The organism is Niastella caeni (assembly GCF_004834005.1).
GTDB classification, from domain to species: Bacteria; Bacteroidota; Bacteroidia; order Chitinophagales; family Chitinophagaceae; genus Niastella; species Niastella caeni.
This window is the reverse complement of record NZ_STFF01000003.1, coordinates 461,447-478,094: the sequence shown is the minus strand read 5'-3', so window position 1 is coordinate 478,094 and position 16,648 is coordinate 461,447. Positions and strand designations below refer to the sequence as shown.

Sequence of the window (16,648 nt, the reverse complement as noted above, 5' to 3'; positions counted from 1 at the left end):
TTTTTATAAGAGTGTATGAAATTATTTGTACTTACTGTACTGTTTTGGTTTGTATATCCGCTGGCTGTTTTTAGCCAGGAATACGGCTATACGCATTACGACAACAAGGAGGGGCTGGCCGGATCTACCGTGTATTGCATGGCGAAGGATAAAGACGGATTTTTATGGTTTGGCACCGAAGGCGGCTTAAGCCGTTTTGATGGCACGCATTTCAAAAATTTCACCCGGGAAGACGGGTTGCCGGATAATGAAGTGATAAAATTATTTGTCGACTCCAAAGGCCGGGTCTGGATGGCTCCATTTAAAAAAACGATTTGCTATTATTACAAAGGAAAAATTTATACCCCGGACAATGACCCGGTTTTACAACGTATTCGTGTCAGCGATTTTGTTATTCAGTTTGCTGAGGATAAAGCCGGCAACATGCTGCTAATGGAATCTAAAAAGCTGCAACTGGTTGATACAACCGGCCATGTTACTGTAATCGATAGTATCAATGGGGCGCCGATCATTCAGTTAATAAGTGGTATAAGCGCCAACGCGGAAGGAGGATTTATGGTAATATACGAGGGCAACTTGTATAATTACAGAAATAACCGGTTTCAACAAAGAAAAGCAATTCCATCCTTTAGTTTTCATTCAAACATTTTTGCCATGAATTCCAAATTATTGGTAAGGTTGAGGGATGCTGAAACTACGGAGGTGGTATCATTTGAGCAGGATAGATCGGTTGCTTTCCCTTTTAAAAATGTCCAGATCCTGTACAGCATTATCGATGATAGCCTGGTAGGGCGTTGTTTACAAAGCGGGGCTGTTATTTACAATATAAACGGATCTGATAGCCCCCGTTATTTTTTAAAAGACCTGCCTGTAAGCAGTATACTAAAGGATGCAGAGGACAATATCTGGTTCAGCACATTAGGGCATGGCGTGTATAAATTAAGCTCTCCTTTTGTTTTAAATGTAAAGCTCCGGAAAAATAATTCGCCTTCCCAGGCATTGGCATTTACAAGGTATAAACAAAACCTTCTGGCCAGTACAAACTTGCGTGTAATATATAGTGTAAGCAGAATAACCGGCAAGTTGCAAAGGGAGAATGCTTTTTTTGCGGATGGGCTGCTAAACCCAATTACCCAATTAAATGTCTACAAGGAAAAATATATTATTGCCGGAGCCGCAACAAGCCTGTTTAAACTGGGGCCTGATTTTAAAAAGCAAAAGGAAATTTACCCTGTTGTTGTTAAGGGAATTTTTCCATATAGAGATAAATTGTTTGTGGCTGCAAAGGATAATGTTTTGGTGGTTGATCCGGAAACGTTTAAAATAACAGATACCATCTGGCATGAACGATCAACTTCCGTATTTGTAAGCAACGATACCGTTTATATTGGAGCTCTGGGCGGATTGTATTGCAGCCTGCCCGATAAAACGAAACAATTTCTGGGGGAAAAAGTGCCGGCATTAAAGACCCGTATTACCACCATTCAAAAAGATTCAACAGGCGTTTTGTGGATAGGTACCTATGGGGACGGGTTAATAGGGTATAAGAACAATCGGATTGTTGCTTCCCTTAACCGGAGCAACGGCTTAACAAGTAATGTTTGCCGTACTCTTTATTTGCAGGGCAATTTTCTATGGGTAGGTACCGATAAGGGAATAAGTAAAATAAACATTACGCGGCCCGATTATCCTGTTACAAAATATACAACCAGCGACGGGCTTGCTTCAGATATTATCAACGCCATTTATGTAGACAGTAATAAAGTATTCGTTGGTACGTCCGAAGGATATACTTTTTTTGATGAAGCGAAGATCATCAGCCAGTCGCGTTGCGACCTGTTATTCACCGACATTACCATGGGCGGCGTGCACTACGGTGCTGATAGTATTCCTGCCGTTATAGCCCATGAAAAGAATAATGTCCGGTTCGATTATATAGGCATTTCTTACAAATCTGGCGGGGATATCCGCTACCGCTACCGGTTATTGGAGCTCGACAGCGCGTGGCATGAGACCCGGGAAACATTTTTAAGCTATCCGATACTTCCTTCCGGTAATTACCAGTTGCAGTTACAGGCCATTAATAAGTTCGATGTGCATAGTAAACTGCTTACCGCCCGGTTTGCCATTGAAAAGCTGTTATACGAAAAGACCTGGTTCCAGGTATTGATCGGCTTCATATTCCTGGCGGCTGTTGGTTTACTGATAACCGTGATCGTTCGCCGGATCAGGAAACGGGAACAGGAAAAAACAGCTTTCAGCAAACGGATCAGCGAGTTGGAACAACTGTCGCGCAAGGCGCAGATGAACCCGCATTTTATTTTCAACAGCCTTAACTCCATTCAGCATTATGTGATGGAAGCAGATGTGGTGGGCGCCAATAAATTCATTTCAGGGTTTTCCCGCCTGATCAGGCAAACCCTTGATTTTTCTTCAAAACCGGAAATAAGCCTCGAAGAAGAACTGGATTACCTGACCAATTACCTGGAGATAGAGAAGACCAGGCTCGAAAATGCGTTCTCGTGGTTTGTATCCATTGAAAAAGGGGTGGAGCCGGCAGAATATTATATTCCGCCCATGTTATTACAGCCTTTTGTAGAGAACAGTGTGCGGCATGGGCTTCGCTTTCGGCGGGATAAGGATGGGATAGTAACTATTACTGTAAAACAGGAAAATGATAATTTGATCGTTATACTGGAAGATAATGGCATAGGCAGAAAGGCCGCTATGCAGTACAAAAGTATTTCTCCTATTAACTATCAATCTAAGGGTTTATCCTTAACTGCCGACCGGATTGACATGTTTAATAAGGAGCATGAACGAAAAATTACGATGTATATAGACGACCTGGAAGATAATTTTCACAATTCCTTGGGGACCAGAGTGACAATAAGTTTCCCGATTTTTTAATATATTCATTTTCTTTGCTGTATGATTAACGCTTTAATAGTAGACGACGAACCAAAGAACATTCGCATTTTACAGGGGCTGCTGACCGATAGTTGTCCTGATGTACGGATCATCGGCGAAGCCGTTAGTGCTGAGACTGCTATGCCGATGATTGCTGAAAAACAACCCGACCTGGTATTCCTGGATATTGAAATGCCGCATGGTAATGCCTTTGACCTGCTCGACAAGATAATGCCGATCGATTTCGAAATTATTTTTATTACCGCCTTTGATGCATATACGCTTAAAGCATTTAAATATAGTGCGCTGGATTATTTATTAAAACCGGTGAGCATCGATGAATTGAAAACGGCGGTTCACAAAGCCAAAGAACGGATCAAGGCCAAGAACATTAACCTGCAGTTGCAGAACCTGATGTTCAACATTAGCAAGCCAAATTCTTCCCTGCAAAAAATTGCCCTGCCCAATAATGACGGACTGGTATTTATTCAGTTGTCGGATATCATTCGCTTTGAAGCCAAGGGCGGGTATACCTATGTGCATACGACGGATAACCAGAAATATGTATCATCGAGGATCATTAAGGAGTATGAGGAAATTTTACCTGCCGATATTTTCTTTCGCATTCATAACTCTCATATCATAAACCTGAATTTTGTAAAGAAATACCACAAGGGCAGGGGCGGGCTGATAGAAATGAGTGATAATGCCCTGATTGAAGTGGCTACCCGGCGGAAAGACGAATTTCTGGCCCGGTTTGGCATTAAGTAATAATGGATAGAGATATTATATTTCTATAAAGCGAATTGCTTTTTGCGCAATATTGTCCCAATAAAAGTGATCGTAAAAAGCTGGCGGAATATCTTTTTTGTTAGTGGCCAGTTGCATTATTTTTTCGACAAAGCCATGGGCGATGTCATCAGTTAATTGCAGCTTACCGTTACAGATACCCGCATCGACGCCTATAGCGCCATGACTGGTAGAAACCGCACTCAGATTAAAACCCAGTGCTTCTACCAGTTTTGTTTTTATACCCCCGCCTTCGGTAATGGGATTTAAAAAAATATCGGCGCCTTTAAAGTACACGGTAATGTCGTCGACAAAACCGGCAGTGATAAAATTGGGCAGGCTTAATTCACTAATGGCGGGTGGAATGTTTTTGCCACAAATGAGAATGGTATATTTGAACGAACCTTTTTTTTGCAATGCAGGAAGCACTACCTGAATGATCCGTTCAAGGGCATCCAGGTTTGGGGGGTAGTCAAAGGCCCCGTTGAAAAATAAAATGCAATGATCGGCAGGTATATTGTACCTGGCAAGGAGCGTGTTTCGGGCCGCTTCTTTCTCAGCGGGGGAGGGTGGTGTATTCCATTCAATACCAAACGTAATGGTTAAACACCGCTGTGGCTGTAATTTAAAATGCTCGATGGCATACAGCCGGTCGTCTTCATGTATAAAGAAGTTATAGTGCGCGTTTTTGTGCACCTGCTTTTCGTAAAGCCACATTATCTTCCACCACCATTTACCCAGCGTTTTCCATCGCAGCCCTTCTATATTATGCGAATGCACTACCAGTCGCACGCCTGTAAACCATTTTAACAACAGGGCCAGCCAGCCATAATAGGGATGCTCCAGCAAAAGATGGGTGATCTGCCGCTGACGGATGATCTTGCGGATGGTAAAGAAATAGAAAGGATTTATATAGCGCAGAGGGGAGTTAGACAAAATGTTCAATACCTCATATTCAGCAGCCTGTGGATCATTATTTCGGGTAGCGATACAGGTAAAGGATGCATGCCGGGAAATGTATTTATTGAACAGCGCTATTCCTTTTTGCCCGCCTAATACAGGCGGCAATATTTTATAGGAGACCAGTGATGCGAGCTTTACCTGTTTTGCTTTCATAAAAAAAGGGGACTTCCCCAAAAGGTTAGTCCCAGTAGTATTAAATTGGTTGATGGCTGAACCTGCCTTCCGGCAGGCTCAAACCATCAACCATTTCATTATGCCACTGTTTTTACAGATTTTTTCTTTTTCGTCTCAGACCAGGCAATCCAGCCGATATAAGCTACCAGCAGCAGCGTTATTATCCAGCCCGCAATGCTTGTAATGGTGCTGCCGGTGTAATAGACTTTGGGTTCAAACCTGAAATCAATATTGTGCTTACCGGCAGGTATAAGCAGGGCGCGCAGCACGTAATTGGCTTTTGCAATGGGCGCCGGCTTACCATCTATGTATGCTTTCCAGTCTTTATAATAAATTTCACTGAACACGGCGGTATGCGCTGCATTGCTGTTGCTTTCATATTTGATAGCATCATTATCGAAAGCAACCTGTTTAATGGTAGCCGCACTGTCTGCTGCAACCGCTCCGTTTAATTGAGATTTGAACGTATTGTCAACAATGGCTACTTCGGCCGGATTGAAGTTGTTCAACGCTTTCATTTCCTCAACTGGCCCGTTTACATATTTCACACTTTTTACAAACCAGCAGTTGCCCAGGGCGTTCGGGTTACGCGCTGCTTCCAGGGCGGGCTGTTGATTGGGTTGCGTTGGCTGACCCTGTTGTATAAAGTATTTTGTATTGAGCATATTGAGTACGGCCTGGTTCGTGTTGCTCATAAGCTGATAGGTCATCAGGTCATCATAGATGCCTAACCGCGCCGGGTGGTAACCACCAACAGATTTGTGATAATAAGAAGTGCGTGAATCGCCCTGGAACGGATCGCCTACGGTGGTATTCAATACCCGGAAATTGGGATCGGTATCTTTCAGAATAGCCTGGTCGGCGCCCGTTAAAGGAAACTCACTGGCTTCATAACTTTCCCTGCTGCCGAAACTGAAACTATTCAGGTAATTGCTATCCATGCTTAACAGGTCGATAAGCGTTAATAGCCCGATACCAGCCAGCAAAATAGTGGCGTTGATCTTCTTTTTTACAAAAAGGAATACAATGCCCATGGCAATGAGCACAAATACCAGTGAACGCAGGATGGTAGCGCCAAAGGCCTTTTGACGATCTGCGCGCAGGGCGGTCAACAACCCGCGTGCAATGTTAGCGTCGCCTTTGGTTTGGTAAAGAAAGTTTTCAAAAATGCGGTTGTCTGACTTGGCCTGAAACTGGCGGTTGATGGAATCCATTTTGGCCATTATGTTCGGGTCGTTTTGTCCCGCACTCATAACCTGGTTAATAGCCGTGGTGCGTTGCTTGTTCTCATTGCTGTAATCGGAAGTGAAATACAATCCCGCTGCCAGCACAAACACGGCGCCGGTGATAAGGGCCGCTAATTTCAGTTTTTTAAGGTCTACCACGGGATTGGCTATCAGTTTCTCTAATCCCAGGGCAACACCGATGGGCACAACCAGGCCGGTGATCTCAAGCGCCATGGTAGGCACCCGGAATTTATTATAAAACGGAAAGTGATCGAACATGAAATAATTAAAGGCGGCGAAATGTCTTCCCAGGGCCAGCAACACACCAAGTATGGCGGCTGTTAAGATCCACCATTTATGCGTTCCATCAAGGTATACCATGGCAAAAATGAACAGCAGGCAAACGATAGCGCCCAGGTAAATGGGGCCGGCGGTAAACGGCTGATCGCCCCAATATAAATTACCGCTTAACTGAAAAGCTACACTGGCAGACTGTTCTTCGGGGGTGTTTAATTTTTCACCCAGGTATTCAGAAACCTTGGAGCTGCCATCGAGCTTGGGAAACATGAACTGGTCCCCATCCCGTTCCGCATAATGCGCACCGTAGCCCATTACACCCGGGAACATCAGGGTCAGGGATTCCGTCCAGCCATAACTCCAGCCAAATGCATAGTCTTTGCTCAGTCCTTTTGTTTTATCATTCTTAACAACGTCGCTGGCGTTCTCTTTTTTATCCATCACCAGCTGGCCGCCCCGTTTCGATTCTTTTGAATAATCGTACACGGTTAACAAGCTCACTGCATTTACCATGATCCCCAAAATACTGGCTACTGCGATCAGGCCAATTGCTTTTAATGAATGGGCGGCTTTGCCGCTCCTGATACCCTGTACCGTAAAGAACAGCACCATAATACCGATCACCAGGAACATGTAATAGCTTATCTGCTGGTGACCCATCAAAATTTGTATACCGGTGAATAAAGCCGTTACTATAAATCCGCTGATGTATTTTTTATCGAATAACAAGATGACGCCACCCATTACAGCAGGGGTATAAGCCAGCGCCAGCATTTGCGTATCGTGACCGGCCGTTATAAAAATAGGGAAGGTGGTACTATAGGCAAACGCCAACCCGCCAATAACACCTACCCAGGGCCGAATACGCAGGCACATGCACAGGAAGTAAAAACAAATGCAGGCCAGGAAGAACATGTTGATGGGTTTGGGCAATCCCAGTTCCAGTACTTTCCCAATAATGCCAAGGGGATGCCATGGACCCTCCATCAAAATCTGGTATGCCGGCATGCCACCGTACATATTGGTTGCCCACAAAGGAACGTGGCCATGCTTTTCTTTATATTCAATCAACTGGTGGCTCATGCCCTGCCAGTTGGTAGCATCCCCTTGCCTCATCACGGTATCACTTTCCAGCGCCGGTTTACAAAAGAGCAGGGCTACTATTAAAAAAATAGCAGTGGATATCAGATGCGGCATTACCTGTTGCCAGAGTGTTTTCTTCATTATTGCAAATAATTATTAGTTGGGCAAAATAATGCAATTTTACAGCAAGTTAACTATATGCAAAGTTTAATATTTTTCAGTCGGGTGGCTTTTATTTGTAATGTTTGCTTTGTATTGGTGTGGGTTATGCGGTTCTATCCCATTTTGAAGGAAGGCCAGGCCGGCGAATTTGTTTCGCTTATCCTGATTTTAGGCATTTTGATCGCGTTTCTGTTGAATGTTGTGGTGAATTTGTTTGTGCTTGTTTTTATATGGCGGCGCAAAGCGGTGTGGAAACATTTTCCCCAATGGCTTATTATTGCTAATTTTCTTTTTTTATTGCCCCAGATAATACTTTTTATAAGATGATCCAATCTATTATCAAGGATAAACCGACCCGGCTGTTTGTATTTTTTGCCGCTTTTTTTGTTGCCAACGCGTTGATTGCGGAGAGCATTGGTACCAAGTTATTTTCCCTGGAAAAATTGTTAGGTGTTCCGCCTGCCAATTTTACCCTGTTCGGGCAATCGGGATTGACCTTTACCCTTACCTGTGGTGTTTTATTATGGCCGCTGGAGTTTGTGATGACCGATATTATCAATGAATATTATGGGCCCAGGGCAGTGCGCCGCATTAGTATTACTGCGGTGGTTCTTATTTCTTATGCATTCCTTATGTACTTCCTCGCAATTTGGATGCCGCCTGCTGATTTTTGGGTTAGTGGAAGTATAAAAGAGGGGGTGCCGGATATGCAAACAGCTTTTGGCAGTGTGTTTGGTCAGGGCATGCGGATCATCGTAGGCAGCCTGGTGGCTTTCCTGGTAAGCCAGTTAGTAGACGTATACGTGTTTCATAAAATAAAGCAACGCACCGGTGAAAAGCATGTGTGGCTGCGCGCGACCGGTTCAACTGTTGTTTCCCAATTAATAGATAGTTATATTGTTCTTTTTATTGCCTTCCTGGGAAAATATCCATGGCAGCAGTTGCTGGCAATAGGTGTTATGAACTATATATACAAATTCCTTATGGCGCTGCTATTGACACCCCTTATTTATTTTGTAGAATACCGGATTGAAAAATATTTTGGCCCTGAAACGACTAAGAAGATGAAACTGGCGGCGATGGGGAAAGAAAGTGAATAGAGAAATGAAGAATTAGAAATGAGAAACAGAGGAATGAAAAAGTGGAATACCGGAATGAATGGATTTTACTTTTTCATTTCTGATTTTTCATTCCTCATTTTTAATTTCCACTAACCAGCTTCTTTTCCATGACAAAGTCAATCATGAAGTAGCCATTCCCAATATCAATATCTTCTTCTTTAACAACTTTGAATCCCAGCTTTTCATAAAAGAAACGGGCTTTGTTCTGGCGGTTTACGTTCAGGCGTAACGTGTGCATGGATTGCGATCGCAGATGCTCCGTAATATGATCGATCAGTTGCTTGCCTACGCCTTTGCCCTGCGTATTTTGGTGAACGTATATCTTATGCAGTTTGCAAATGCCAGGCTCTATAGTTGAAAAAACGGCAAACGCCACAGGCTTTCCTTCCAGCTCAGCAATTAAAAATGTGTGATGCTGATTCAGCAACTGGTCGCGTAAAACGGCGTTGTTGTAAATAAGGTCGAGCATGTACGCCAGTTGTTCCGGCGACAGGATCTCTCCATAAGTAACAGGCCATATTTCCCGCGCCAGCCGTTCTATTGTTGGAAGGTCATCAACGTTTGCCAATCGAATAGTGATCATACCTCGCAAGATATTATACTTCTGAAAGTGTTTCGTTGTTTTTATGGAAGTTTTGTTTAGAATGCGATTCATGCAGCCGGATCGATTTTACAGACATGCGGATGGCAATGCCCCAGGCCGTCAGCGCGCCTCCGATCAACAATCCGTTCGATACATGTTGCTTTACCTGCTCGCTGTTTTGCAGCATCAGAAAGAAATCGAATGCGCCATGAAAGAACATCGCCAGCAATAATCCTTTTACTATATGCTGTATGGCGCGGGCCGGATCGAATTTCGCCAGGCCAACGTGATAGCCCATCAACACGGCAAAGGCGCCATGCAGGGGAACCGACAAAAACATGCGGATGATGCCTGTTTTAAAACCATAATTCAATACATAACCGATATTTTCCAAAGTGGCAAATCCCATGCTGATCATCACCGAATAAATAATGCCATCGAAGGGTTCGTTAAAGGCTTTGTTGCGATAGGCATAGAACCGCAACATAACGTACTTGCTGCCTTCTTCGCTAACAGCCACTACAATAAATGACAGTAAAAAATAATACCAGACGGTGAAGTCGGGAAACTGAAGGAATAACACCGGCTTTAAACTGGTTTGAATAAGAATGGCCGGAGCAGTTGCCACCATGCCCAGTAAAAAGGAGATCAGTAAGGGTTTCAGCGGCTCCCGGTCGTACTTATCTCTTGAATAGATATACAACGTAATAGCCGCTCCAGGCGCTATAGCCAGGGCTAATAAAGAAAGCATGATTTACTTAAATATGTTTTTACCCGACAAGGAATAACAGAACGTGGTACAGGGCATTGCAATCGGGCTCAAGATACATAAAATACAGCTACACGCCACACGCCACACACGGCAAGCAAATACAGGCCATAAGCTTTAAGCCATAAGCCATAAGCAAATACAGTTTGGCTTACAGCTTACCGCTTACGGCTACGAAACAAAAACATTCATTGTATATAGAAAAAAGGCTTTATTTTCAGTGTTACATAGTCCATTAGAATGAGAAAACTATTTCTTTTAATCTTTTGCTTACCGGTGGTTAGTGTATTGCAGGCCCAACAGTTTGGCGGTCATCCCCCTTCAACCAAATGGAACCAGATCAATAACGATACCCTGCGGGTAATTTTTCCCGCTCAATCAGGTTTGGAAAAGCAGGCTACAGACATTGCCGCTACCGTGCAACGCCTGGCCGTGCAAACAACGCCTACCATTGGCAGCCGCATGCGCAAGATCAATATCGTATTGCAGCCCCGCACCACTATCTCCAATGCGTATGTTGCATTGGGCCCCTGGCGCAGTGAGTTTTACCTGATGCCGCCGCAAAATCCGTTCGATTTAGGCACCACGCCCTGGTATCATATGCTGGCCCTGCACGAATACCGGCATGTGCAGCAGTTCAATAATTTTCGCAAAGGCTTGTCGAGGGTCGCTTACTATTTGTTCGGGCAGGAAGGACTGGCGATGGCCAACAGTGCGGCCATACCCAACTGGTTCTGGGAAGGAGATGCGGTGTACCAGGAAACGCTGAAAAGCCAGCAGGGCAGGGGCCGGTTACCTTTTTTCTTTAATGACTATCGCTCGTTGTGGCTGGCCAATAAAAATTATTCGTGGATGAAACTGCGCAATGGTTCGTTGCGTGATTTTGTGCCTGATCATTATCACCTTGGCTATATGCAGGTGGCTTATGGCCGCGAAAAGTACGGGCCCGATTTCTGGAAGAACGTTACCGATGATGCGGCCCGGTTTAACGGTGTGCTGTACCCGTTTCAACGAGCAATTAAAAAATACAGCCATACCAGTTATACTACTTTTCGAAATGAAGCAATGCAATATTTCAGGGTGTATGTTGATTCAGTTAAAAACGATGCGGTAAGCAATTGGGCGCAGCAACAAAAACATTTTTCGGGCGATGAGGAATTTCCGCAATGGATAGACGCTAATACGGTGGTGCTGGTAAAGAGCAGCTATAAAAAAATACCGGCGTTTTACCTCCGCAACCTGACCGCCGGTAGTGATACCCGCTTGCGAACAAAAGATATTTCGCTTGATAATTATTTCTCGTACCGCAACGGTAAAATTGTATATGCGGCTTATGAAGCCGACGTACGTTGGGCCTGGAAGGATTACAGTGTGCTGAAAGTGTTGGACGTGCATTCAGGCCAACAGCAAACGATCACCCATCATTCCAGGTATTTTGCGCCGGATATTTCTGCAGATGGTAAGCAGGTGGTGGCCGTTGATGTTCAAACAGGCGGCGCCGCTACACTGCATATTCTGGATGCCAGCTCAGGAGCTGTATTGAAAAAAGTGCCCAATCCGAAACAGTTGTACTACAGCCATCCCAAATTTTATAAGGAGAACACCGTGTTATCGGCCATTCGTACTACCACCGGCGCCAACACACTAGGGTTGGTGAATATCAATGACGGTTCGGTAGAGGAACTGTTGCCGTATTCCTTTCACGTCACCGGGTTCCCGTTGGTACATGGCGATACCATCACATTTACAGCGGCGTACCAGCAACGGGACGAACTGTTTGCCCTGGTGAATAAGCAATTGTACCGGTTACAAACGCCAGCCAATACGGGCACCGGCAATTACCAATGGAGCACGATGAACAACAAAGCCGTTTATTCGGCTTTTACGGCAGCAGGTTATCACCTGGTGCAACAACCTATTACCGCTGATAGCTGGAAGCCAATGGATGCCGATGCATTTTCCAGTTCCTTGTTTACCTATGAGCTGGGCTCATTGAAACAGGACCAGCCGTTGCCGGTTGATACCAGCAGGTCGTATCGCATCGGCCGCTACCGCAAAGCGTTTAACCTGATCAATTTTCACAGCTGGCGGCCTTATATTTCCGACCCGGATTATACGTTTTCGCTGATCGGGCAGAATGTGCTGAACACCCTGCAGACCGAAATTTATTTCAATTATAATACCGATGAAAAGTTCAAAGAGGTAGGCGCTTCTGCCGTTTATGGCGCCTGGTTCCCTTACTTCACATTAGGCGTTGCAGGCGCATTCGATCGACAGGAGAATGACAGTCCGGCTGTTAAAACCTGGAATGAGGTCAATGGCCGGTTGGGATTGCAGTTCCCCTTTACCTTTAATGGCGGCCGCTATTACCGCCGCTTAAGTTTCTCGGGCGGTATTAACACGCACCAGGTATATTATACCAATTTTGCCAAGACAAAATACGCCGATAAGCAATTTGAATTTGTAGATGGATCTGTGACGTTCACGATGCAATCGCAGGTGGCGCGGCAGCATATCTATCCGCGCTTCGGCATCAATTTGTTTTCCCGCTACAGAACGATCATTAATAACTACAGCGGATTTCAATGGCTTACCAGCGCCGCTTTGTACCTGCCTGGCGCCATGCCTACGCATAACCTGGTAATAACGGGCGCCTATCAAAAGCGGGATACCATTGGCGATTACGGTTTTTCCAACAGCTTTCCCATGTCGCGCGGTTACCTGGGATATAATTTTTACCGGTTGCCCGAGATGTACAAGTACGGCGTGAATTATCATTTCCCGCTGGTATATCCTGATTTTGGGATCGGCAACATCGTGTATTTCCAGCGTCTTCGGGCCAATGGTTTTTATGATTATACCGATGTGAGGTATTACCGGCAGAATCTGCATCTGGAGCTTCGGTCGGCCGGGGCGGAGTTGTTCTTCGATACCAAATGGTGGAACGAATATCCCGTCAGTTTCGGCATCCGGTACAGCCGGTTATTCGATGGGGAAGTACAGGGGTTAGGGCCGAATCAGTGGGAGTTTATTTTACCTATAAATCTTTTGGGGAGGTAATTTTGGTTAAGAGGATGTAGGTTGAGCTGTAAGCCGCAAGCTGCAAGCTGCAAGTCGCAAACTGCAAGCTGCAAGCGGAAAACCAAATGCTACATTGTATTTTGCTAGAAGCTTGTAGCTGTATTCGGCTTTTTCTTAAACAACCATTTATTCGCCTTATACATCAACCAGGCGCTGCCTGCGCCGATCACTGCTCCGGCCAGCACATCGCTGGGGTAATGCACGCCCAGGTACATTCTGCTATAACCAACTGCCGCGGCATAGGTAAATGCCGGAACGGCCACATACCATTTGGGGTAGGCCAGGTAAAGCGAGGTAGCCGAGGCAAATGCTACTGAAGTATGCCCGCTGGGAAAGGAAGGACTATTACCTGTACCGGCGGCAGAAAGCCCGTTAATCTTCATGTAAGGCCGCGAGCGCTTAAAGGAGTATTTCATCCCATAGGTAATAAATGTGGCTGCTGCAGCCGATTCCGCCAGGTACAAACCCTTTTTAAGGGTCATTTTATTATTGTCGATTAAACCAACCACTGTTACGGTGGCAGGAATGAGAAATGATATTTCCTGGGTGTAATCAGATATGCCCCGCATCACTTTGGTTGTGCCTTCCGTACGGCTCTCCATCATATTCACCAGGATCCGCTGGTCGAAATTCAGCTTTTGCGCTGAGCAGGGTTTAAAATAACAAAAGCATACCGCTGAAAGCAGTATGCTTTTTATTAATATGTTAGAAACCGGGGTTTGTTTATTAGAGGTTTGACAGGCTATCCTCAAGGACCTTGATCTTGGCTTCAGCATCCAGTTTTTTCTTTTGCTCTAATTGAACGACATCCGGCCTTGCAGATTGTACGAACCTTTCGTTACTTAACTTTTTATTAACTGATTCCAGGAACTTTTTCAGGTATTCCAGCTCTTTCAACAGCTCTTCTTTTTGCGCGCCGGTATCTACAGGGCGTTCAGTTTCAATGTAGAACTTGTCTTTACCAATTACGGCTGTAATCGTATTGGCCACCGTGTCGGCTGTAAAAGTTATTTGTTGAATATTTACCTGTTTCATCAGGATGGGCTCAATGGCTTTGTACAGTTCGCTGTTGCCCCCCTGTATGTACAGTTTAATGGGTTCTTTCGGCTTTATCTGGTTCTTCACCCGCACATCGCGTAAGCCGGTAATTACGTCTTTCAGTAATTGGCCTTCCTGCAATACAATGGCGTTGGTGGTTTGCAGCGGTGCAAACTGTTTTACGCACAGGTCTTCGGTGCGGGTAGTGAGCAAATGGTATATTTCTTCCGTAACGAACGGCATATAAGGATGCAGCAATTGCATGAGTTCGGTGAAGAACGAAACCGTTTTGTCGTACACGGCCTTGTCTATCGGCTGGTCCATGCCGGGTTTTACCCATTCCAGGTACCAACTGCAGAAGTCGTCCCAGATGAGCGAATAGATGGTTTTCAATCCTTCGCTGAGCTTAAAGTCTTTATGATGCTGCTCGATTTCTGCTTTAGCCTGTTGCAATCTGTTTTCAAACCATTGAATGGCAAAAGGAGTTTGTCCATTGCCTATTGTCGATTGCCCATTGGTTCTGCCTTCCCACATCTTTACCAGCTTCAGGGCATTCCAGATCTTGTTATTGAAGTTCCGGCCCTGTTCGGGAGAGGTTTCATCGAACAGCAGGTCGTTACCGGCGGGGGAGGAGATCATGATGCCAAAGCGAACCGCGTCGGCGCCGAACTTGTCGATCAGTTCCAGCAGGTCGGGCGAGTTGCCGAGGCTTTTGCTCATTTTTCTACCCTGCTTATCGCGCACCATACCGGTGAAGTATACATCGCTGAATGGCTTTACATCCATGTACTCCATGCCGGCCATGATCATGCGGGCTACCCAGAAGAATATGATGTCCTGTCCGGTTACGAGCACCGAAGTAGGATAGTAATAATTGATGTCGGGATTGCCGGGGTGCGTGATGCCCTTGAACACTTCAATAGGCCATAACCAGCTCGAGAACCAGGTGTCGAGCACGTCTACATCCTGGGAAAGCTGCAAGCTGTTAGCTGCAAGCTGTAAGCTGGCTGCATCGGCCTTTTTGTTTTCGGCTTTCAGCTTTTGGCTTGCGGCTTGAAGCCTGGCCTCATTTTCTGTTTCCGCCACATAGCAATTGCCATTATCATCGTACCATGCGGGTATCTGCTGTCCCCACCAGAGTTGGCGGCTGATACACCAGTCCTTTACATTTTCGAGCCAGTAGCGGTAGGTGGCCAGGAATTTATCGCCCGGGTGAATTCTTACTTCGCCGCTGTTAACGGCTGCCAGGGCTTTATCGGCCAGGGAACGCATGGCTACGAACCATTGGGTAGAGATGCGCGGTTCCACCACGGCCATACTGCGTTGAGAGAACCCAAGGCGGGTAGTGTATTCTTCCTCTTTAACCAGCAGCCCCTGCTCTTTAAGCATTTCAACCACCTTCTTACGCGCTGCAAAGCGGTCCATACCCACGCAAACTTCTGCGGCGGCATTCAGGGTGCCGTCTTCGTTGAGGGTGTCTATGATCCTGAGGTTGTGTTTCAGCCCCAGGTTATAGTCGTTGATATCATGCGCCGGGGTCACTTTCAGGGCGCCGGTACCAAACGCGGGATCAACATATTCGTCGAAGATCACCGGTACGGCCCGGTTAACCAGCGGAACGATCACCTTTTTGCCTTTCAGGTGGGCAAAGCGTTCATCGGTTGGGTTTACGCATACGCCCGAGTCACCCATGATGGTTTCGGGGCGCTGGGTAGCGATGGTGATGAAGTTTGTTGTTTGTGGTGTGTTGTTTGTGGTTCCAGCCTCGTCAACCACCAGGTACTTAACGTAATACAGTTTCCCCTGAACCTCTTTGTACTCCACTTCCTCATCGCTGAGGGCGGTTTTCGCGGCCGGGTCCCAGTTGATCATCCGGGCGCCGCGGTAGATCATTTTTTTATTATAGAGGTCAACAAAAACCTTCAGAACGGCTTTGTAATAATCGGGGTCCATGGTAAACGAAACCCGGTCCCAGTCAACACTACAGCCCAGCTTTTCTATCTGGTGATAGATGATGCCGCCGTATTTTTCTTTCCACTCAAAAGCATATTTCAGGAACTCTTCTCGGGTGAGATCGCTTTTTTTAATGCCTTTTTCCTTTTCCAGCATTTGAACCACCTTGCTTTCGGTAGCAATAGAGGCATGGTCGCTGCCGGGCACCCAGCAGGCGTTCAGTCCGCTCATGCGGGCTTTGCGCACCAGGATGTCTTGCACGGTTTCGTTGAGCGTATGGCCCATGTGTAATACCCCGGTAACGTTGGGCGGGGGTATCACCACCGTGAACGGTTTGCGCTCATCGGGGGTGCTGTTGAAATATCTTTTTGATTTCCAATGCTTACTCCATTTTTCCTCCACCGCTTCGGGTTGGTAATTCTTGCTTAGTTCCATAGATATTTAATCCGCTTTAAGGGAGGGCAAAGGTAGTAAGAAAAGGCAACAAGGCATAAAGGCA

General features: G+C 45.7%; 10 protein-coding genes. 4 read left to right on the top strand and 6 right to left on the bottom strand.

The window, feature by feature from the left end; genetic code table 11:
* Positions 1-15: 15 nt before the first annotated feature.
* Together FAM09_RS13225 and FAM09_RS13220 are read left to right on the top strand one after the other, a co-directional pair.
* Entirely contained in the window at positions 16-2,910 is a 2,895-nt protein-coding gene (locus tag FAM09_RS13225; RefSeq protein WP_136577591.1) for a sensor histidine kinase, read from the top strand.
* 21 nt (positions 2,911-2,931) lie between these two features.
* Positions 2,932-3,681 (top strand): LytR/AlgR family response regulator transcription factor, encoded by a 750-nt coding sequence (locus FAM09_RS13220; protein WP_136577590.1) that lies wholly within the window; start codon positions 2,932-2,934, stop codon positions 3,679-3,681.
* 15 nt (positions 3,682-3,696) lie between these two features.
* Here the strand turns inward: FAM09_RS13220 and FAM09_RS13215 are convergent, their stop codons facing one another.
* Both FAM09_RS13215 and FAM09_RS13210 read right to left on the bottom strand, forming a co-directional pair.
* Complete coding sequence (locus FAM09_RS13215) at positions 3,697-4,815, bottom strand: glycosyltransferase (RefSeq protein ID WP_136577589.1); 1,119 nt, start codon at positions 4,813-4,815, stop codon at positions 3,697-3,699.
* A 98-nt stretch (positions 4,816-4,913) separates the two neighbouring features.
* Complete coding sequence (locus FAM09_RS13210) at positions 4,914-7,583, bottom strand: YfhO family protein (RefSeq protein ID WP_136577588.1); 2,670 nt, start codon at positions 7,581-7,583, stop codon at positions 4,914-4,916.
* A gap of 344 nt (positions 7,584-7,927) precedes the next feature.
* Between FAM09_RS13210 and FAM09_RS13205 the strand changes: the two genes are divergently transcribed.
* Positions 7,928-8,704 carry a queuosine precursor transporter gene (locus FAM09_RS13205; protein ID WP_136577587.1) on the top strand — a complete coding sequence of 259 codons (777 nt, stop codon included), beginning with the start codon at positions 7,928-7,930 and terminating at the stop codon, positions 8,702-8,704.
* A gap of 100 nt (positions 8,705-8,804) precedes the next feature.
* Here the strand turns inward: FAM09_RS13205 and FAM09_RS13200 are convergent, their stop codons facing one another.
* Both FAM09_RS13200 and FAM09_RS13195 read right to left on the bottom strand, forming a co-directional pair.
* Positions 8,805-9,308 carry a GNAT family N-acetyltransferase gene (locus tag FAM09_RS13200; RefSeq protein ID WP_136577586.1) on the bottom strand — a complete coding sequence of 168 codons (504 nt, stop codon included), beginning with the start codon at positions 9,306-9,308 and terminating at the stop codon, positions 8,805-8,807.
* 13 nt (positions 9,309-9,321) lie between these two features.
* Entirely contained in the window at positions 9,322-10,059 is a 738-nt protein-coding gene (locus tag FAM09_RS13195; RefSeq protein WP_136577585.1) for a PrsW family intramembrane metalloprotease, read from the bottom strand.
* 258 nt (positions 10,060-10,317) lie between these two features.
* Between FAM09_RS13195 and FAM09_RS13190 the strand changes: the two genes are divergently transcribed.
* On the top strand, positions 10,318-13,137 hold the full coding sequence (locus tag FAM09_RS13190) for a TolB-like translocation protein (protein ID WP_136577584.1): 2,820 nt from the start codon (positions 10,318-10,320) through the stop codon (positions 13,135-13,137).
* A 104-nt stretch (positions 13,138-13,241) separates the two neighbouring features.
* Here FAM09_RS13190 and FAM09_RS13185 read toward each other — a convergent pair whose 3' ends face one another.
* Both FAM09_RS13185 and FAM09_RS13180 read right to left on the bottom strand, forming a co-directional pair.
* Entirely contained in the window at positions 13,242-13,910 is a 669-nt protein-coding gene (locus tag FAM09_RS13185; protein WP_243751664.1) for a phosphatase PAP2 family protein, read from the bottom strand.
* Positions 13,885-16,584: a valine--tRNA ligase gene (locus FAM09_RS13180; RefSeq protein WP_136577583.1), complete on the bottom strand. Its 2,700-nt coding sequence runs from the start codon at positions 16,582-16,584 to the stop codon at positions 13,885-13,887. The genes FAM09_RS13185 and FAM09_RS13180 overlap by 26 nt, the downstream gene beginning before the upstream one ends.
* Between the last annotated feature and the right edge of the window lie 64 nt (positions 16,585-16,648).